General features: G+C 50.9%; 16 protein-coding genes. All 16 read left to right on the top strand.

Annotation, left to right across the window (positions count from 1 at the left end; translation table 11 throughout):
* Nucleotides 1–2 precede the first annotated feature (2 nt).
* The 16 genes from ACN6NF_RS05055 to ACN6NF_RS05130 all read left to right on the top strand — a co-directional run bounded on the left by ACN6NF_RS05055 (nt 3) and on the right by ACN6NF_RS05130 (nt 19,816).
* A complete protein-coding gene (locus ACN6NF_RS05055) occupies nt 3–1,829 on the top strand; it encodes a sensor histidine kinase (RefSeq protein ID WP_474315706.1) in 1,827 nt (608 codons plus the stop codon).
* 16 nt (nt 1,830–1,845) lie between these two features.
* Nucleotides 1,846–3,438 (top strand): response regulator, encoded by a 1,593-nt coding sequence (locus ACN6NF_RS05060; RefSeq protein WP_474315709.1) that lies wholly within the window; start codon nt 1,846–1,848, stop codon nt 3,436–3,438.
* Between the two features lie 123 nt (nt 3,439–3,561).
* Nucleotides 3,562–4,917 (top strand): ABC transporter substrate-binding protein, encoded by a 1,356-nt coding sequence (locus ACN6NF_RS05065; RefSeq protein ID WP_474315711.1) that lies wholly within the window; start codon nt 3,562–3,564, stop codon nt 4,915–4,917.
* 33 nt (nt 4,918–4,950) lie between these two features.
* On the top strand, nt 4,951–5,856 hold the full coding sequence (locus ACN6NF_RS05070; protein ID WP_107734117.1) for a carbohydrate ABC transporter permease: 906 nt from the start codon (nt 4,951–4,953) through the stop codon (nt 5,854–5,856).
* On the top strand, nt 5,853–6,779 hold the full coding sequence (locus tag ACN6NF_RS05075) for a carbohydrate ABC transporter permease (RefSeq protein WP_474315715.1): 927 nt from the start codon (nt 5,853–5,855) through the stop codon (nt 6,777–6,779). Before ACN6NF_RS05070 ends, ACN6NF_RS05075 begins: the two co-directional genes overlap by 4 nt.
* 18 nt (nt 6,780–6,797) lie before the next feature.
* The gene (locus ACN6NF_RS05080; protein ID WP_474315717.1) at nt 6,798–7,904 is read left to right on the top strand and encodes a M24 family metallopeptidase; all 1,107 of its coding nucleotides are present in this window, start codon (nt 6,798–6,800) and stop codon (nt 7,902–7,904) included.
* Between the two features lie 88 nt (nt 7,905–7,992).
* Entirely contained in the window at nt 7,993–9,516 is a 1,524-nt protein-coding gene (locus tag ACN6NF_RS05085) for an Ig domain-containing protein (protein ID WP_474315720.1), read from the top strand.
* A 63-nt stretch (nt 9,517–9,579) separates the two neighbouring features.
* Nucleotides 9,580–10,788 (top strand): NAD(P)/FAD-dependent oxidoreductase, encoded by a 1,209-nt coding sequence (locus tag ACN6NF_RS05090; protein WP_474315723.1) that lies wholly within the window; start codon nt 9,580–9,582, stop codon nt 10,786–10,788.
* The gene (locus tag ACN6NF_RS05095; protein ID WP_474315726.1) at nt 10,785–11,786 is read left to right on the top strand and encodes a proline racemase family protein; all 1,002 of its coding nucleotides are present in this window, start codon (nt 10,785–10,787) and stop codon (nt 11,784–11,786) included. Before ACN6NF_RS05090 ends, ACN6NF_RS05095 begins: the two co-directional genes overlap by 4 nt.
* Before the next feature lie 65 nt (nt 11,787–11,851).
* Nucleotides 11,852–12,739, top strand: coding sequence for a dihydrodipicolinate synthase family protein (locus ACN6NF_RS05100; protein WP_474315728.1), 888 nt, complete (start codon nt 11,852–11,854; stop codon nt 12,737–12,739).
* Between the two features lie 15 nt (nt 12,740–12,754).
* On the top strand, nt 12,755–14,191 hold the full coding sequence (locus ACN6NF_RS05105; protein WP_474315732.1) for an aldehyde dehydrogenase family protein: 1,437 nt from the start codon (nt 12,755–12,757) through the stop codon (nt 14,189–14,191).
* Nucleotides 14,172–14,498, top strand: coding sequence for a (2Fe-2S)-binding protein (locus ACN6NF_RS05110; protein ID WP_474315735.1), 327 nt, complete (start codon nt 14,172–14,174; stop codon nt 14,496–14,498). The genes ACN6NF_RS05105 and ACN6NF_RS05110 overlap by 20 nt, the downstream gene beginning before the upstream one ends.
* Nucleotides 14,495–14,830 (top strand): (2Fe-2S)-binding protein, encoded by a 336-nt coding sequence (locus ACN6NF_RS05115; RefSeq protein ID WP_474315738.1) that lies wholly within the window; start codon nt 14,495–14,497, stop codon nt 14,828–14,830. Before ACN6NF_RS05110 ends, ACN6NF_RS05115 begins: the two co-directional genes overlap by 4 nt.
* Complete coding sequence (locus ACN6NF_RS05120) at nt 14,827–16,053, top strand: NAD(P)/FAD-dependent oxidoreductase (protein ID WP_474315740.1); 1,227 nt, start codon at nt 14,827–14,829, stop codon at nt 16,051–16,053. Before ACN6NF_RS05115 ends, ACN6NF_RS05120 begins: the two co-directional genes overlap by 4 nt.
* Before the next feature lie 61 nt (nt 16,054–16,114).
* Nucleotides 16,115–18,439, top strand: coding sequence for a glycoside hydrolase family 127 protein (locus ACN6NF_RS05125; RefSeq protein ID WP_474315742.1), 2,325 nt, complete (start codon nt 16,115–16,117; stop codon nt 18,437–18,439).
* Between the two features lie 432 nt (nt 18,440–18,871).
* On the top strand, nt 18,872–19,816 hold the full coding sequence (locus tag ACN6NF_RS05130; RefSeq protein WP_474315745.1) for a copper amine oxidase N-terminal domain-containing protein: 945 nt from the start codon (nt 18,872–18,874) through the stop codon (nt 19,814–19,816).
* Nucleotides 19,817–19,819: the final 3 nt, after the last annotated feature.

Consider the following 19,819-nt stretch of genomic DNA (forward strand, 5'->3'; position numbering starts at 1 on the left):
GAATGGGGGGCAGGGGGCGTCAAAAGTTCGCCGGGATTCCTACGATCCGTGGGAAGTTTATCGTATTGACACTGGTGCTGACCGTCATTCCGATGGTAGTGCTGACCTTTACCTTTTACCGGATCGCGGCCCATTCTCTTGGTGAAAAATCGGAAGCACTGGCAATGCAGTCCCGGCAAATGAGTGAAAACTACGTTAATGCGACACTCTCCGATTTGAATGATCTAACCAACTCCATTCTCAGCAATCCTGACGTGCAGTCCACACTGGAGACCAAGCCGCAAGATGATTATGAATACTTACGGAACGACGAAACACTTAGCATGGTCGTTCGTACGCAAACCCAGACCAAGCCGTATATCACGTCCTCTCTCATCTATGCCGCCAATGGCGGACTCAAGCATTCTCTCTATCAAGGGAATGTTTCGGTCCGTTTTGGCGGCCTTCCTACATTAGAGGAAGCACGTGTGTACTACCGCCGTCTGCTCGCTGAGCAACCTATGATGTGGATGGCTCATCCGCCGTTTGAATCAGGACGCGGGATGGCAGAGGATCGTGTATACGTCGGGAAGCTGCTGCGAAAAACGACTGGAGATTATGAACCGCTTGGATTTTTGCTGTTGGAAATCGACAAGGCCAGTCTGTTTCGGGGGCTTGCTTTTCATAAAACAGACAGCAATACCCAGATGTGGGTGCTGGATCAGGAAGGCGAGCCTATATACCGATTGCCGGAGCAAAGCGTTGCGGACCCAGTGTTATTACAACAAATCGCCAAATCTGCTGTGGATAGACCCGTGCTTACAAAGGACTGGAGAACATGGAACGGCCGCCAGACGATGATTTCCTACGGACCGTTAAACGAGGGACAATGGACGCTCCTGCAAAAAGTCGATCAGTCCGTGTTATTCGAGGACGCACGGCAAATTGGCGCCTGGACCATCTGGACCTTTTTGATTGCACTGGTGTTGGGTTGGATGCTGTCTTATCGGCTAAGTGATACAATTCGTCGCCCCTTGCTTCAATTGAGCCGATTAATGGCGGTGGATGGGAGTGTGACCACCACAGCCTTAGCCCAAGCTTTTGAAGCTCCTGCTTCCGTTGTATTTAACCCTAAGGATGAGGTAGGGCAGATCGGGGAGCGATTTCTTCATATGATGCAAAAAAATCATGAGCTGTACGGGCAAGTATACGAAGCGTTACTGTCGCGCAAACAGGCCGAGTTTCGCGCGCTTCAGGCGCAGATTAATCCGCATTTTTTGTACAACACACTGGAGTCACTGAAGGGAATGGCATTGGCTAATGGGCAGCGGGATATGGCAGAAGTGATCGGTGCCTTTGGTAAATGCTTTCGCATTTCGCTAAGTTATGGCCGAGAACAAATCAGTTTGGGACAGGAAGTCGAGCATGTAAGCGCCTATGTGAAGGTGCAGCAGTTCAGGTTTCGGAATTCGTTCGAGTGGATTTGCGAAGTCGAGGAGGATATTTGCGGATTTTATGTACCCAAGCTGATTCTTCAGCCGCTCGTTGAAAATGCGATTTACCACGGTTTAAAAGGGCGTACCGACCGCGGCTATATTATGTTATCCGGTGCGAGGGAAGGCGATGCTTTGCGTTTAACGGTCAGTGATGATGGGGGCGGTATTGGAGCCGAGCGTCTGGACGATATTCGGAAATCACTAGATGCCGAGCGGGGAAGTGCGATTGGCTTTGGGCTGCGCAATGTACATGAACGTCTTCGGCATTATGGTCCACAATATGGACTATCCGTGACCACCGAGCTGGGTCAGTACACCTCGGTTACCTTACTGGCACCTATTCGAACCGAATAAGAAAGGGGAGGATGGCATGTACCGGCTGCTGATTGTCGACGACGAGTATCATATTCGGGAAGGACTAAAGCTGATGGTGGCGGAAAGTAACCTGTCAGTGGAAGTCAGTGATGTGGCGGGGGACGGCGCGACGGCATTACGTTTGTATACGGAGCGGCGACCGGACGTGATTTTACTGGATATTAATTTACCGGATATGAGTGGGCTGGACATAGCCAAAACCATTCGGGAAAAGGATCAGCAGACCCCGCTGTTATTCCTGACAGGGTACGAATCTATGACGTATATTCGTCAGGCCGTTTCGCTTCAAGCGGTTGATTATTTACTCAAGCCGGTGACCAGCGAGGATTTTGAAGCAGCTCTGAGACGGGCTGAGGATCGCATTGCGCAATGGCGAAGAAGCGAGGAGGAAGCCATTCACCGTCACCGTTCATTGGAGCCATTGTATAGGGAGCATTTGCTGTTGGATCTGCTCCAGCAGCGGCGCCCCGCAGATGAGGTCGTTCAAGAGATGGACGGGCTGGGATTTTTCAACGAAACGAGCAGGCCGCCTTATACTGTGCTGTGCTGTGAGCTGGAGGAAGCCTCGCAGCAGGCAGGAACTGTTACTAGTGAGCCGCAGAGCTCCACGTATAGAAACAGTCATGTATTCGCCGAGTTGGCTTGGGAGGCTGCGGCAGCAGCAGGGACGAAGGCGCATGGTGCAGCGGTTTCCCGTAATCGACGTGTTGTGCTACTGGCGGCGGCATCTTACAGGGCAGCGGAGCAGACGGCTCGGCAGATTCGTCAGGCGGTGCAGGAACGATTGAACCAGGGAGTGTCCATCGGGGTTAGCCGTCCCGTACAACGGAAGGAGCAGCTTCCTGAAGCATATGAGGAAGCAGTACGTGCTGCGGAGCATCGGGGGTGGGTGGGATATAGCCAGATCATCCCCTTTGAGAGCATTCAGGCGGCTGAGCCGAACAGCACTCATTTGCTGGAGAAGGAACTGCTGATGATTACGGAAATTCGTGCCGGCAATGATGCTGCCGTACATGCGATTTTGCAGGAATGGTCTGGACAATTAGCGGGCTTGCCTGTCAATCAGGTGAAAATGATCGTCACCCAGCTTGTTCTGTTCGTTATGCGTATTGTTCAGAGCGATGCATCCGAAGGACAAACATCCATACAGCAGCAGGACCCATTATTGGAACTGTCCCGATTGCGGCACGGACCTGAGATGATTGATTATGTATCACGCTATTTTGTCCGGGTGGGTCGCCAAGTCCGGGAATCGCGCGAGAAGGGGATTCCACGCAAATTCCAACGGGCCAAGGAATGGATTCGTGAGCACCTTCAGGAGGATGGCGGATTGAACCGTCTTGCAGCGTACATGAATATGAGTCCCAAATATTTGAGTGCCCGTTTTAAGCAGGTTACAGGTGAAAGCTTCGCTGAGTACCAGACGCGTGTGCGCTTCGAGCGAGCCCGGGAATTGCTGTTGAACCCGAATCGCAAGGTAGCAGAGGTGGCGGAGGCTGTGGGCTTCGCAGATACGAACTATTTTAGTATTGCCTTTAAAAAGCATACCGGATTAACGCCAACGGAATTCCGCAAAACATTTTTGTAAACGCGCTGTTAAAAAAATCATACCAAAACAAAGAGAGTCTGGAGTCGTTAGGTGGTCGGCTTCGGGCTCTCGGCGCATAATAGGCTTGTAAGGAGAAACCAGTTCAGGAAGGGGCCGGTTGATTTGCGGAAACGAAGGTTACGGACATGGATGGCTCTGGTGATGACGGCGATGCTGACAGGACTGACGGCTTGTAGTGGTAACGCTGGCGAACCGGCTAATCCCAATGCGGTCGAACTCAAGTTTATGTACTGGGGGAGCAATGACGAGAAGCAGGCGATGGAGAAAATGATTCAAAGCTTTAATGCATCCCATCCGAACATTCGGGTGAAGGGCGAGCATGTCCCTGGTGACTACACCACGAAAATTAACACGTTAATGGCTGCCAACCAGCTTCCTGATATCGCCTACTTGGGTGATTCGCTCACGATGAAATGGGCAAGTGAAGGCAGACTCCTAGATTTAACCTCCTATTATGACGAATATCCCGAATTAAAAAACAAGCTCAAATCCTCCTATCTTTACAGCGAACCCGGCAAGTCTATCGGTAATTACACTGCACTGGAAGTGATGCAGCTATTTTATAACAAGGAGTTGTTTACAGAAGCAGGGGTACCCGTTCCTCCGGCTGATCCTGAAAAAGCGTGGACATGGGATGAATTTCTGGAGATTGCCAAAAAGCTGACCAAGGATCAGAACGGCAAGCATCCGGGAGACAGCGGATTTGATCCGAAAAATATTGTGCAATACGGCTTTGCCTTTGGCAACGACCGCAGCTCCTGGGGGCCGCTTTTAGCAAGCAACGGCGGAGGTTTAACCGACAAAACAGGCAAGAAGTATACTCTGAACCGCCCTGAGTCGGTGGAGGTGTTTCAGAAGCTGCAAGATCTGGTTTTCAAGGAGCATGTTTCTCCTGATTTGATCCAGCAGCAGGACATGCCGTCCAATACGATTCGGCTCCAGACTAAAAAGGTGGCTATGGTGGTAGACGGAACATGGTCCCTGCTCGATTTTTCGAACAACAAGCAGCTGCAATGGAGTATCGGCGTTTTGCCAAAGCTTAAAGAGCCCAAAACGATGATCGTTGCGGGGGCCACAGTTATTTTCCAGAGTACCAAGTACCCGAAAGAAGCGCTCGAATTTTATTTGTATCATAACAATCCCGAAAAGGTGGATCTGTTCAAGTCCGGTCTGTGGATGCCTATCGAAGAAAATTATTATACTGACGAGCAGGCCATCCAGTCGTGGACGAATAATGCCGCACATCCACCGGAATTTCAGCAGGCTGGCATTGAGTATGCCAGAGATTATGCGATCAAGCCGTCAACTTCGACCCTTCGCAACTGGCCTGATATTGGTTCCAAGCTGACCCCAGGGCTGGATCTGATCTGGACGAACAAGAAGACACCGCAGCAGGCGCTGGATGAACTGGAACCCATTATTCAGCCACTACTTCAAGGAGTGTATCCGGATGAATAATGCGGCAGGACAGCTGCGAAAGGAGAACGGCCCATGAAGCGACCAAAATCAGGAATGATGCGCATGGAGCGAAACTGGGGTCTGCTATTCGCGCTGCCTGCCATCCTGGGATTAATGATATTTACGATTGGACCGATTGTGGCCTCGTTCGTATTCAGCTTGACCGATTGGACGATTGGTGGACAGATGACCTTTATTGGATTGGATAATTACCGAACCATTTTGACCGAGGATACTACCTTTTCCCAATCCATGTTCGTGACCACGTATTATGCACTGGGCAGCGTACCTCTCGGCTTGGCAGCGGCTTTTATCATTGCGCTGTTATTAAATCAAAAGGTAAAGGGTTTGTCGGTGTTCCGCACGATTTATTATTTGCCTACCATTGTGCCGAGTATTGCCAACACGATGCTGTGGCTGTGGATGTTCAATCCTGATTTTGGTCTGTTGAATTCACTGCTGGAGAGTGTTGGCCTGCCGGGGAGCAAATGGATTTATGACGAGAACACTGCAATACCCTCGCTGATCATGATGAGCACCTGGGGGATCGGGAATACGGTCATTATCTTTTTGGCGGGACTTCAGTCGGTTCCCACTCATCTGTATGAAGCAGCTGAGGTAGACGGCGGCAATAGGTTTCACAAATTTTTTCATATTACGATTCCCTCGATGACACCAACCATCTTCTTCAATTTGGTTATGTCTTTAATCAGCACCTTTCAGGCATTCAATCAGGCGTATGTCATGACAAACGGGGGACCTAACAATTCAACCTTGTTCTATGTGTTCTACTTGTGGCGTACAGCCTTTACGGAGACGAAAATCGGCTACGCCTCAGCGCTAGCCTGGATCTTATTTTTCGTCATTATGGTCCTAACTGTTCTGATTTTCTCCACGTCCAAAAAGTGGGTTCACTATGAAGGGGGGGAACGTTCATGAATCAGGTTACTTCTTCTGTCAAACCTTCAGACACACCGCAATATCCACTTCCACAGCCTGAACGCTCCCGAAGTCCTGCTACCGCAGCCCGTTCCAAACCATTCCAAATCAGCCGCATCGTACTGTATATCGTTTTAATGATAGGCAGTGTTTTAATGTTGTTGCCATTTGTATGGCTCATTCGTAGCTCTCTGATGGGAACATCGCAAATTTTCGTATTCCCGCCAGAGTGGATACCCGCTCCTTTTCAATGGAGCAATTACCCAGAAGCGCTGACTTCGGTACCGTTCGGCAGGTATTTTCTGAATACGTTCATCATTGAGGTGTGTGTGCTGGCAGGAGTAATGATGACCTCGATTGTGTCGGCCTTTACTTTTGCCCGCCTGCGCTGGCCTGGACGTAATCTGATTTTTTCTCTGCTGATCGGGTCGATGATGCTGCCTTATGCGGTGACACTCATACCTACTTTCGTCATGTGGCGTGAGCTGGGCGGGCTGAATACATTTCTGCCGCTGATTGTTCCTGCATGGTTTGGTGGAGGGGCGTTCAACATCTTCCTGATGCGACAATTTATGCTGACGATTCCGCGCGATCTGGACGAAGCCGCTTATATGGATGGAGGTACACCGCTAACTGTATTATGGCGCGTCATTATTCCTTTATCTTCGCCTGCATTGATCGTGATCGGGATATTTACCTTTATTGATGTGTGGAACGACTTTTTGGGCCCGATTATTTATTTGAGTGACGAAAAGCATTTTACACTGGCGCTGGGGCTGGCGACTTTTCGGGGATTGAACAATACCAATTGGCCTTACCTGATGGCGGCATCGAGCACGATTTTAGCTCCGATCGTCCTGATATTTTTTATCGGACAACGCTATTTTATTGAAGGCATCACACTGACAGGGATTAAAGGCTAAAAGGAGGCTGATGTAGCTTTGGATAAACCCAACGGTTCAGCAAAACGGTTACAGGGTGTTCCAGGTAGACTGGCTCGGTTACGCTCGGAATTCCCGGCTCTAGGGATAGATGCACTACTTATTACACATGGACCCAATCGACGATATATGACCGGATTTACAGGCTCCGCCGGAATTGCGCTCGTTACGCAGGAAGAGGCTTTGTTGGTGACGGATTTCCGCTATATGTTGCAGGCAACAGATCAGGCAGCAGAATATTCAGTTATTCGGCATGAGGCACAAATCTTCCAGACCGTCGCTGACCTCACAAGTAAATTGGGTGTTCGTAGACTGGGTCTAGAGAGCCGGCATGTCTCACTTCAACAGTCAGGACAGCTTCAAGCCGCACTAGGATCGTTGGAATACGTGCCAACGGAGGATGTAATTGAACGGCTGCGTGACGTGAAGGACGAGGAAGAGATTCGCACCATCCGAGAAGCTGCGCGTATTACCGATGCCACCTTTACGGAAGTGCTGAATTATATTCAGCCTGGAGTTACAGAGCGGCGGATTGCGGCGGAACTGGAATATCAGCTCCGGCTCGCAGGCGCGGAATCAGCCGGTTTTGCGTTCATTGTCGCTTCAGGTGAACGCTCGGCACTGCCCCATGGATTGGCCAGCGACAAGGAAATTGGTCAGAATGAGTTTGTCACGATGGATTTTGGTGCCAATGTGCGCGGTTATCTGTCTGATATTACGCGTACCGTATTTGTTGGCAATCCGTCAGAACGGCACGAGGAACTGTATGCTATTGTGCTGGAAGCGAATATGACGACGATTGCAGGACTTCGCCCTGGCATGAGCGGTCGGGAGGGAGACAGTCTGGGGCGGAATGTGATTGCCTCCTATGGCTATGGAGAGCAGTTTGGTCACGGATTGGGTCACGGCTTTGGTTTGGAGATTCATGAGCAGGTGCGGCTGTCCCCTGAGAGCCAATCTGTACTTGTACCGGGACATGTCATTACCGTGGAACCGGGCATTTATATTCCGGACTTCGGCGGAGTACGGATTGAGGACGATGTACTGATCACAGATGACGGTGCCCAGGTACTGACTGCCTCGCCCAAGGAGCTGCTTTTGTTATAAAACGCAGTGGCACTAGCAGTGGCACTAGCACTATAGGTAACTATCCATATTTTGAAAATCATTCCAATAAACGAGATGGAGGGATCGAATGAACATGCATAAAAGACAAACCCAAATATGGCTGACCATGCTGGCAACTTCTCTCATTGTAGCTTTGACACCAGTTCTTCCGGTTCAACAGGCTTATGCCGAGGCGAAGTCGGATGTAAAAGTCATCGATATCTTTAGCCGGACGGTGAACGATTATGGTATAGATCTGGTCGATTGGCAAGGGTATCTGGCTAACCCATATGTGAAGCTAAAAGTGAAGCCGCCTGCAAATGCCGCTTTTCCGTTAACCGTTACGTTAAATGCGCAAGGCACGTCCCGACTGATGATGGATTTGCCAAGTACATTGTCGGCACAAGGAGCAAGCAAAACGCTGACTTTTGCCAATGCGCAGGAGGAAAAGGATTTCCGGCTGGCCATCCATCCTGACCGGATTGGAGGAAACGGTGAAATAGAGAACTATACACTGTCTATGTCCGTTGCCGGAAATGATGGTCACACGACCTCTCAGTCCATTCCGATTCGTGTGCTGGATCAGGACGATAATGAAGAACCCACAATCCCCCTCCATTTTGACTACAGATTCGATACGATCAGGCCTTATTTCAATGATGCAGCTACCAAAAAAGCCGCAGAGCTGGCAGTGAAGGACTGGTTCTATTTCTTTGATCTGGAGCCGTTTGATGTGGTTCCTGCCAACGCGGAAGTAAACCATCTGCCAGGAGATGATTGGCAAAATGAAATACAGGTGACGAATGACAAACCCTACAAAGGCATGTGGGTATTTATGAGAGGGCTAAACGGGCCGTATTCTACGGGCTTTCCGGCAGCCAACGGCAATTACCATACACGTAACGGTGTGACCGTCCCAGGGAACTTAAATCGTTCCTATAGTCTGATCCTGGATTTCTATGATGATGCTATTCCATTCACATCGGTGGACGATGAAGAATGGTATCAATCCGATCTGTCCAAGGTGACGGATGTGCATGGGCTGATCATGCACGAATTCGGTCATGCGATTGTATTCAGCGACACGTTCCCAGGCGTCAAGGCGCTGAAGGATGCGGCTGGCAATGACCCGGATATTTTGGCTTATCAGCACAGACCGGCTGCATTGGACGACAGCTATCATCTCTCTGGAGAGCTTGCAGAGGTCGATAGATTGAGCGGACAAAATGGAGGCTGGCGCCATCTATTCCCGACCCGGCGCTGGATGAACACGAAGCTTTCGCTGCTTGTAGCAGAAAAGGCAGGCTGGCCGCTACGTAAGGACCTGACTCCTTTCCTCGCGCCAGAAATCATGACAAAGCAACTGCCAGCACCCGTCAAAGGGAAAGCGTACACGGCCAAGCTGGAAGCCAAGGGAGGCGTTCCGTTTTACAATTGGACGGTGACTGGCGGTCAACTGCCCGCGGGCTTTACACTGGACCACTTTACAGGAACGATTAACGGAAAAGCAGACAGTGGAGTAGCCAACAAGACGTATACGTTCACCATACAGCTGCGGGATTATGACGAGCTGAGCAAGCCTGTCACACAAAGCTTTACGCTCAAGCTGTAATGAAGGGCAAACCGCCGGATTGTTTTCCATTCATATGGAAACGGTTGAAGGGAGGGAAAACGAATGAAACACGATGCGGCGGATCTGGTCATTGTAGGCGGTGGAATCATCGGTACAGCTATCGCTTATTATGCAGCTAAATCTGGTATGAAGGTCGTGCTGACTGAACGAGGGGAAATTGCTGGAGGTACTTCTTCCCGATGTGATGGAAATATATTGGCAATCGACAAAGAGCCCGGATTTGACAGTCGGATGTCACTGTTATCACAGAAACTGGTGGCAGAGCTGGCTATGGAGCTGGAAGATGAATTTGAGTACCGTGCGCCTGGAAGTATTCTGGTCTGTGAAAATGACCAGGAGATGGAGGCCGCAGAGCTATGGGTCACCCGCCAGCAGCAGGAAGGGCTTCCGTTTCGCATGCTGGATCAGCAGGATTTGCAAGAGGAGTGGCCGTATCTAGCCAAAGATTTGCCGGGCGGACTGGAGTGTGCGACAGATTCTACTGTAAATCCGGTGCAGATGACGTATGCACTGGCCAGGGCCGCGCGTCGGATGGGAGCCAGATTATTACCGCGCATGCCGATACAGTCGATTCTCCAGGACGAAAGGGGAAACGCCTGCGGAGTGGAGACGCCAAACGGCGTGATCCATGCTGATGCAGTAGTGTTGGCCGCAGGTGTATGGACACGCAGCATCGGTCATTCGCTAGGTTTGGACCTTCCGATTATACCGCGCAAAGGACATATACTGGTGTCTGCCCGAATGCCTTCGATCGGAAACCGCAAGGTGATGGAGTTCGGTTATCTGATGAGCAAGTTCGGAGGTCAGCGGAGTGTAGATGAGGTTTATGAAAAATACGGTGTAGCGCTGGTATTTGAGCCCACCGCATCCCAGAACATTTTGATTGGCAGCAGCCGTCAGTTTGTCGGTATGGATACAGGAGTTGATCAACAGGTGATTCGCTTAATCGCCCGCAGAGCCATTCGCTTCTTTCCTGCCTTGGCCAATGTGCCGCTGATGAGGGCGTATACGGGTTTGCGTCCATGGACCCCTGATCATTTGCCCATCATATCCGCAGTGGATGAAGTACCGGGGCTATTTATCGCTTCAGGTCATGAAGGAGATGGTATTAGCCTGGCGGCGGTTACGGGTAAACTGGTGACCGAAATGGTACGCGGCGAACCCACTTGTATTCCGGTAGAGCCGCTGCGATATGACCGATTTGGAGAGGCTTTTACCAGCCACGAGGTTCACGGGGAGGTAACTGGATGAGTGTATCGGGCAGAATTACTACGATTGATACCCATACGGGTGGAAATCCGACGCGGACAGTCATCCACGGTGCGCCTAAGCTGGTAGGTCACACCATGCTGGAAAAGATGACTTATATGGCAGCGCATCATGATGATTTTCGCCGTCTGCTGATGTTTGAGCCGCGTGGTCATGAGGTGATGTCAGGCTGCATTTTAACAGAACCTTGTCATCCAGCTGCAGATATTGGTGTGGTCTTTATAGAAACAGGCGGCTATTTGCCGATGTGTGGTCACGATACGATTGGCGTATGCACGGCACTGGTGGAAGGCGGCCTGATTGCTGCGGATAAAAAATCTATATTGCTGGACACTCCGGCAGGCCCGGTTCAAGTCCGGCTGGATGTAGATGGGGGCAAGGTGAGGCAAGTAACATTCACCAATATCCCTTCCTTTGTGTACCGTCCGGAAGTGGAGGTGCAGGTAGAAGGTATTGGTCAGGTTACACTGGATATTGCTTATGGAGGTAACTTTTACGGCATTATAGAAGCGGCTTCCATCGGTCTTGCACTGGAGCAGAGCAATGGGGCAAAAATTGTGCGAACAGCGGTACAGATTCGGGAGGCAGTGAATGCTGCTGTTGAGGTAGTACATCCTGGAAATCCGGTTATTCAAGGATTGACGCATATTGAATTTTTCGGGAAACCTGTGGCCTCACAGGCCGATTGTCGCAATGTTGTCGTCATTCCGCCGGGCGGTATCGATCGCTCCCCGTGTGGCACAGGAACCTCAGCCAAGGTAGCAGTGCTACACGCCAAGAGAAAGCTGGGCTTGCATGAGGCGTTTGTGCATGAAAGCATCACAGGCTCCATGTTTCGGGCTGAAATTGTGGGTGAGGCGCAGGTAGGTCCGTATCCGGCGGTGATTCCGCAAATTACAGGCTCGGCTTGGGTGACGGGACATCATCAATTTGTGCTGGACCCTGAGGACCCGCTGAGAGAAGGATTTTTGCTGTTGTGAGCATTTTGTATCCATCCCCAATGTTGAATAAGAAAATATAAAGATGGGAAAGGGTTGGTGAGCATATGGCACGTTTTGAAGGTGTATATGTGGCCTTGGTTACACCGTTCACGACAGAGCTGGAGGTCGACTATAAGCGTCTGACCGAGCTGTGCGAGCATCTGATTGCAAGCGGCATTAGCGGACTGGTGCCTACGGGATCGCTGGGAGAGTATGCTGCCTTGTCCCCAGAGGAACGGTCGCAGGTGGTGCATACGGTCATTGACGCTGCGGCGGGACGTGTTCCTGTTGTAGTCGGCTCGGCCGCTCCATCCACTAAACAGGCGGTGCATTGGGTGCAGCATGCCAAGGATGCCGGAGCAGCGGGTGTCATGGCGCTGCCGCCCATTAATTATAATCCGCTACCCCATGAGGTAACGGCTCATTATGAAGCATTGTCGAAGGTGGGCCTGCCGATCATTGCGTATAACAACCCCCATGATTATAAGGTTGACTTGACTCCAGATATTCTTGCAGATTTGTCGCGCATTGAAAATATCGTAGCAGTCAAGGAATTTTCTGGTGATGTACGGCGTATTCACGCTATTTTGGATCAGACAGAGCTGGAGGTCATGGTCGGAGTAGATAATCTGGCGATGGAGGGAGCATTGTTCGGCGCGACAGGCTGGATTTCGGGGGTACCTAATGCGTTACCAAAAGAAGGAGTAGAGCTGTTCCGGCTTGCGCAGGCGGGAAATTTGGCGGAAGCGTCCGCGTTGTACCGCAGGCTATTGCCGCTGTACCACTATGATGCCAGTCCACAATTGGTGCAGTCCATCAAATATATGATGGAGCTGGCTGGATTCCCGGTCGGTCCGACACGGCCGCCCAGACTTGCACTGCCGCAGGCGGATTATGACCAGATTCGCGAAGCTTTTGAGGTGGCGGTTCGTCCGAGCGGGGTTTCATCTTGAATGGGGGTGAAGACGATGGAGAGCCGAAACTGGATTGGCGGTGAGTGGCTAAGTCCCACTGGTGAAGTCATGGCGGTTCGTAATCCTTCGGCCTTGAAGGAGGAGGTGGGGGTTGTCCACTTTTCTAGTGAGGATGATATCACACAGGCCGGGGAAGCAGCACGACTGGCACAGGCAGGATGGGCAGCATTAAGTCCGGCAGCACGGGGAGCTTATTTGTTCAAAGCAGCCGGGTTGTTGGAGACAACCGCACTAGAATTGGCTGAGCTGGCCAGCAGAGAAATGGGCAAGCCGATTACCGAGATGCGCGGAGAGGTGATGCGAGGGGTTCATCTGCTTCGATATTATGCGGCAGAGGGTGTACGTACCATCGGTACAGTCATTCCTTCAAATGAGCTGGGCGTGCTCCAATACACGAAGCGCATCCCGCTGGGAGTAACGGCTGTCATAACGCCGTGGAATTTTCCAGTAGCGATTCCGCTGTGGAAAATCGCCCCTGCACTCTTGTGCGGCAATACAGTCATTTGGAAGCCTGCCGAACATGCTTCATTAACCGCAGTACGGATCGCTGAGCTATTTGAAGCGGTGCAGCTTCCGCCCGGCGTACTGAACCTCATCATTGGGCAGGGGAGTCGTATAGGCGATGCCCTACTGGAGCATCCAGCGCTGGAGGCAGTCAGCTTCACGGGTTCTACCGCTACAGGTTTGGGCATTGCTGAACGGTGCGCACGTCGGAACATCAAATACCAGACCGAGATGGGCGGCAAAAATGCTGCCGTGGTGCTGAAGGACGCGGATGTGTCGCAGGCGGTGGCGATGATTGCCAGTGGTGCCTTTCGGTCAGCCGGACAAAAATGCACGGCCACTAGCCGGGTGATTGTAGAACGGTCTGCCTATGAGACGTTCACAGAAGCTTTACGCCATGCGGTGGAAAAAATCCAGATCGCTCCAGCGCTTGACCCCGGTGCGTATCTGGGACCTGTGGCATCGAAGAGTCAGTACGAGAAAGTCATGTCCTATGTATCGCTAGCTCGCCGGGAAGCTGATATTTTGGCGGAAGGTGGAGCAGCTGCCGGGACAGATAACGGTTATTATGTGCGACCACTGCTGGCGGCTGGTCTGGATTCGTCCCACACCTTGATTCAGGAGGAGGTTTTTGGCCCAGTCATCAGTGTCATACAGGCGGACGACTTCGAGGATGCGATTCGGCTGTGCAATGATTCTATTTACGGATTAAGCGCTTCCCTGTTCACCCGCGATTTGCGGCTTGCTCATCGGTTTCTGGATGAAGCGGACGTGGGAATGGTACGGGTTAATCAGGAGACGGCGGGAGTTGAGTATCAGTCTCCGTTCGGTGGTCTGAAGCAGTCAAGCTCACATACCCGGGAACAGGGTCAGGCGGCGCTGGATTTTTATTCAGCGATTAAAACCTGTGCAATCAGCTATGCGTAAACGGCTGACGGAACGAAGTGATACGGTTGGGAACGCGTCAGATCATGTACTTGTATGTCGCTGTGAAGAAGTGAGTATTGCACAGATGGAGCAGGCTTGCCGCATGGGTGTGGATACTGTTCGCCAGCTTAAAATGGCTACGCGGGTGACCATGGGGGCATGCCAGGGCAGGGTATGCCGACAATTAGTGGAGTCATGGTTTTACAATCAGGTTCCTGCTGCCCGCCGGGAGGCGGAGCTGTTATCGCAAAGGCCACCAGTGCGTCCCGTAACGTTCGGGCAGCTGGCAGAGGGAGGTTCTTTATGAGCCGCATGCGTATTGTAAATCATCCTATTTTGGGACCAAAGCCGGAGCGGCGGCAGATATCTTTCTTTTTTGACGGTCGTCCCATGCAGGGATTGGCTGGAGAGCCATTGGCAGCAGCGCTGCTGGCCAGCGGTGTCCGTTTGCTGAGAAGGCATGAGGAATCCGGTACGGCCAGAGGCGTATACTGCGCTATTGGGCATTGTAACGAATGCCGCCTGACGGTTCATCCGTTGGGGACCGTCCGTTCCTGCCTGACCAAACTGGAGGAAGGTATGGTGGTGGAAACCGGACGGCAGCTTTCGAATGAAATCACAGGGAGAATTGTGACATGAATGAAATGGCGCATCTTATCGTCATTGGGGCGGGTCCCGCCGGATTATCCGCAGCGGTATCGGCTGCTGAGCAAGGATTGCCAGTCACGGTACTGGATGAGTTTACAGAGCCGGGTGGACGTATGCCCGGGCAATATCATGAGGAAGGCAGTCAAGGCTGGTGGGTTGGAAAACACGTTTCGGATGAGCTGATTACCCGTTGCGCGGAGCTTGGGGTGGACATTCGCTGCGGCGTTTCCGTACATGGTATGGAATATACGACAACGTGGGAAATTTCCACTTCCTGTGGATTGCTCACGGCTGAGTACGTATTGCTGGCGACTGGAGCGGCTGAGATTCCCGTTCCGCTGGATGGCTGGACGCTACCGGGTGTAATGTCCATCGGGGCTGCGCAGGTGATGACCAATGTTCATTACGTCAAGCCGGGAGAACGCGGCATTATTGTAGGCATGAACGTATTGTCGATGGCGATTGCCCGCGAGCTGTCCCTCGCCGGGGTGAAGGTGGCGGCAATTACACTGCCGTGCGCGGGTCCGCTGGCCGGTGCAGCGGCAGATCCGACAGCCTCCGCGAAGCTGCTGCTTCAGCTGTCGGGGTTGGCGCCTGCCGCCTGGATGCGCGCCGGCGGCAAGCTGGCAGCGACGATGCGGATGGAAAAACTCATCGCGCGCTGCTATCCCCACAGAGGCTTCCGTCTGTGGGATATCCCGATCCGTTTGCGGACAGCAGTGCAGTCCGTCAACGGGCAGGACCGGGTCGAATCCGTGACCCTGGTCCACGTTAAACCGGACGGCTCACCGATTGCTGGCAGCGAGCGCGTCGAACCCGCCGACTTCGTGGCTCTGAGCGGCGGCTTGTATCCGCTCGCCGAGCTGGCGGCGGTAGCCGGGTGCAAATTCGTGTACAGCCCTGAACTGGGCGGGCATGTTCCACTGCATGGTGAGCGAATGGAAACCTCGCTCAAAGGGCTGTACGTTGCCGGCAATATTACCGGCATCGAAAGCGGGCTGGTCGCCATGGCTCAAGGGCGATTAGCAGCCGCTTCCATGATCCAAGCTGCTGGACTTGGCGGAGCAGGCGGGGAACAACGGGTGCAGGAGGCGATCCGTGAGGTTCATTTTGCACGAAAACATACGCTGATTCAATTTCATCCCGGCATTACAGAAGCGAGAACACAGCTGTACCAGCAGTGGGAACATATCTCTTCTGGCAGTGGCGCGTAACGGCTCGTTATGTTGGATATGCGTTTTTTACCCCAAATTCGCCTTAAAGGAGGAACGGAAGATGACTCTTAAAGCAAAGGCCCATATGAAAGCAGCACCGTTCGCACTGAACGAGGTGGTATTGGCTGAAGGTCCCTTCAAACAGGCGATGGAGCTGAACCGATCTTATCTGTTGGAGCTGGAGCCTGATCGTCTGCTGGCGCGTTTTCGGGAATATGCCGGGCTTGCGCCCAAAGCGCCTCAATATGAAGGCTGGGAAGCGATGACTATTTCCGGTCATACGCTGGGACATTATTTGTCCGCTTGCTCCATGATGTTTGCTTCGACCAGCGATGAGCGTTTTAAGGAAATTGCACATTACATTACGGATGAACTGGATGTTTGCCAGACGGCGCATGGGGACGGATATGTATCTGGCATCCCGGGGGGAAAGGAACTTTTTGAAGAGGTATCTGCCGGAAATATTCGTTCGAAGGGCTTTGACCTGAACGGCGCCTGGGCTCCTTTGTATACACTACACAAGTTGTTCGCTGGCCTGCGTGATGCGTATCATTTGACAGACTGTGACAAGGCATTAGGTGTAGAGCGCAAACTGGCGGACTGGCTCGAAGGAATTTTGAAGCCGATGAGCGATGAGCAGCTGCAGCAGATGATGTTTTGCGAATATGGAGGCATGAATGAGGTGTTGGCGGATTTGTATGCGGATACCGGGGAAGAGCGCTACTTGCGGCTGGCTGAGTGCTTCTGGCACAAGCTGGTGCTGGACCCGCTTAGCTCACAGGAGGATTGCTTACAGGGAATTCATGCCAATACACAGATTCCGAAGCTAATCGGGCTTGCCAAGGAATATGAGCTCACGAATGACACGAAGCGTCGGAAGACGGTAGAATTTTTTTGGGAGCGGGTGGTGGATCATCATTCGTATGTTATTGGCGGCAATAGCTTTGGAGAATATTTTGGCGCGCCAGATGGCTTGAATGATCGCATCGGACCACATACGACTGAGACATGCAACACCTATAACATGCTCAAGCTGACTAATCATCTGTTCCAGTGGAATGTTTCTGCCAAGGAAGCGGACTTTTATGAGCGAGGTCTATTCAATCATATTTTGGCTTCGCAGGACCCGGTTCACGGGGGTGTTACGTATTTTCTGTCACTGGCCATGGGCGGGCACAAGCATTTTGAAAGTAAATTTGATGATTTTACTTGCTGTGTGGGCACAGGAATGGAAAACCATGCGAGCTACGGCAGCGGCATATATTTTCACGATCATGATAAGCTGTATGTTAATCAGTTCATTGCTTCCACGCTGGCATGGAAGGACACAGGTGTTACACTAAAACAAACGACGTCCTATCCAGACACGGACCATACCACGCTCCAAATTCAATGTGATCAACCTGCACCCTTTATGCTGCTCATCCGCTATCCTTATTGGGCTGAAAAAGGGATCACTATCTGTGTAAACGGCAAGGAACAGTCAGTTAAATCAGAACCGGGTAGCTTTGTCTCTATCGCTAGAACCTGGCTTGATGGTGATGTTGTAGAGGTGACAATTCCGATGTCGCTGAGACTGGAGCAGATGCCAGATAATCCGGATCGGGCGGCTGTCATGTATGGACCGCTGGTGCTGGCAGGGAATCTGGGACCCTTAGAAGATCCTAAAGCCATAGAGTTCCTCTATACCCCGGTATTCATTCCTCCAACAGAAGAACTGGATGATTGGATAAAGCTTGTGGAGGGCAAAACGAATACCTTCCGTACCTTGAATACAGGACATCCCCGAGATGTGGAACTATCTCCGCTGTATAAAATGCATGATCGCACGTATTCAGTCTATTGGGACATTTTTACGAAGGAAGCGTGGCAGGAGGCGGAAAAGGAATACACAGCAGCACGCGAAAAACTGGCGATTCTGGAGCAGTGCACGATTGACTTTGCCCAACCCGGAGAAATGCAGCCGGAGCGGGATCACAACTTCCAAGGAGATGCTTCGACTCGCACCGGATATGTGAATAACCGACCTTACCGGAATGCAGGAATTGACGGCTGGTTCTCTTTCGATTTGAAGACAAATCCGGTTGCTCCGATGCTGCTGGTTATCACCTACACGGCTACACTGGAAATGCCAAACTGTGATTTTGATATTTGGATTAACGGTCATCTGCTTGAGCATTTCAGTGAAGGCTTTGATGAGGCTGACAAGTTTTACAACGTGAATGCCGCTATTCCGGCTGCATATCTGGAGGGTAAGGATATAGCCACAGTGACCTTCAAAGCCAAGCCTGGGCATCGTATCCGCAGATTGTTTGGGCTGAGGATGGTCAACAAGGACGTGTATGAGCAGCTACATCAAGCTGGGGGTCCAGGTGTCCATGAATAATTTTTTGAGCTGTTTCGTGAAAAAAAAGTAACGTTTGATTTTTAAACAGTAATGATTTAGAATGTAAGAAATATTGGATGATGCTGGAACAATCCATAGGATATGAACTGATATATTCATAGTTTTTGCGCGTGAAGCACACGGGCTGTTTCTTCCTTCAGAGGGGAGAGGCAGCCCTTTTTTGTTGAGATTTTGCGGAAAATATAGGTTAAATAAGGAGGCTATTCTATGATTTAGAGCGGGAGATTTCTCATAGGAAATGATTTTTAGAGTGGTTATAGTAGTTATTTTTCTTATAGATTTTGTAATTGGGAAACCCTATAATGTATAAGTTGTATCCAGTATTTTCCGAAAGTGGGGATGCGATAAGTTTATGAGATTAGAGTTGATATACATAGTTTATAAGTCTAAGCAGACAAAGGGGATCGAGAGATGAGTATGAAAAAATGGTTGTTGAGTTTGACCGCAGTCACGTTGCTATGTGGCGCGATAAGTACGATTCCAACGGCGGAGGCGGCAAGTAGCACCAAACCCATTGAAGTCTTATTAAATGCAAAAAAAATACAGTTCCCAGACGCTAAACCTTTTCAGGATAGTAACGATTATGTAATGGTTCCAATCCGGTTTGTATCCGAGGCATTGGGTGCTAAGGTGGGCTGGGAGAAAACAGGCGGCCAATTAGCCGTGTCGATAAAAAATGATGCACATGCCGTTAATATGACAGTGGGGCAAAACACCGCTACCGTGGATGGGCAGACCAAAACGTATGAAACGAAGATTATCTTGAAGCAAAATCGTACTTTTGTGCCACTGCGGTTAGTGAGTGAGGGTTTGGGACAGACGGTAGAATGGGATAAGGTCAGCCGCTGGGTCTGGATTGGGAAGAAGGAAATCGCCGCATTGGAGGATACAGGGCATCAGGCGGTGAGTATTGAGCCGTATAAAAAGGCGATTGGGACAACACCAGGGCTTTTAAAAAATGTTATTGGTCAGCCTTACAACAAAGTGGTAATTTTTAAACAATACGATTTGCCTGTCAAGATGCTGCGCGACATTTATTCAATTGAGCCTTACACAACCTCTAAGGGTGTATCCTACCTACAGATGAGAGTGAAAACGAACTCTAGTGCAGGAGGAGTTTTTTTCCTAACAAAGAATAAAGACGCACGTCTTCGTCCAGCACTAGAACAAATGACGAAAGACAACGGGGATGGTACGAAAATGGTTTATTATCCGATCTATTCATCTGCTGATGAGCTTTACTTAGGCATTAAAAACTATAAATCTTTTAAGTTGAAAGACGTTGAGTACATTGGTTTTGACCTCGCATCGAAGGACTATATTCCGATGATGGTTAATCCTTGGAAAGGTAATTAACCA

Source organism: Paenibacillus sp. TSM33, assembly GCF_056099025.1.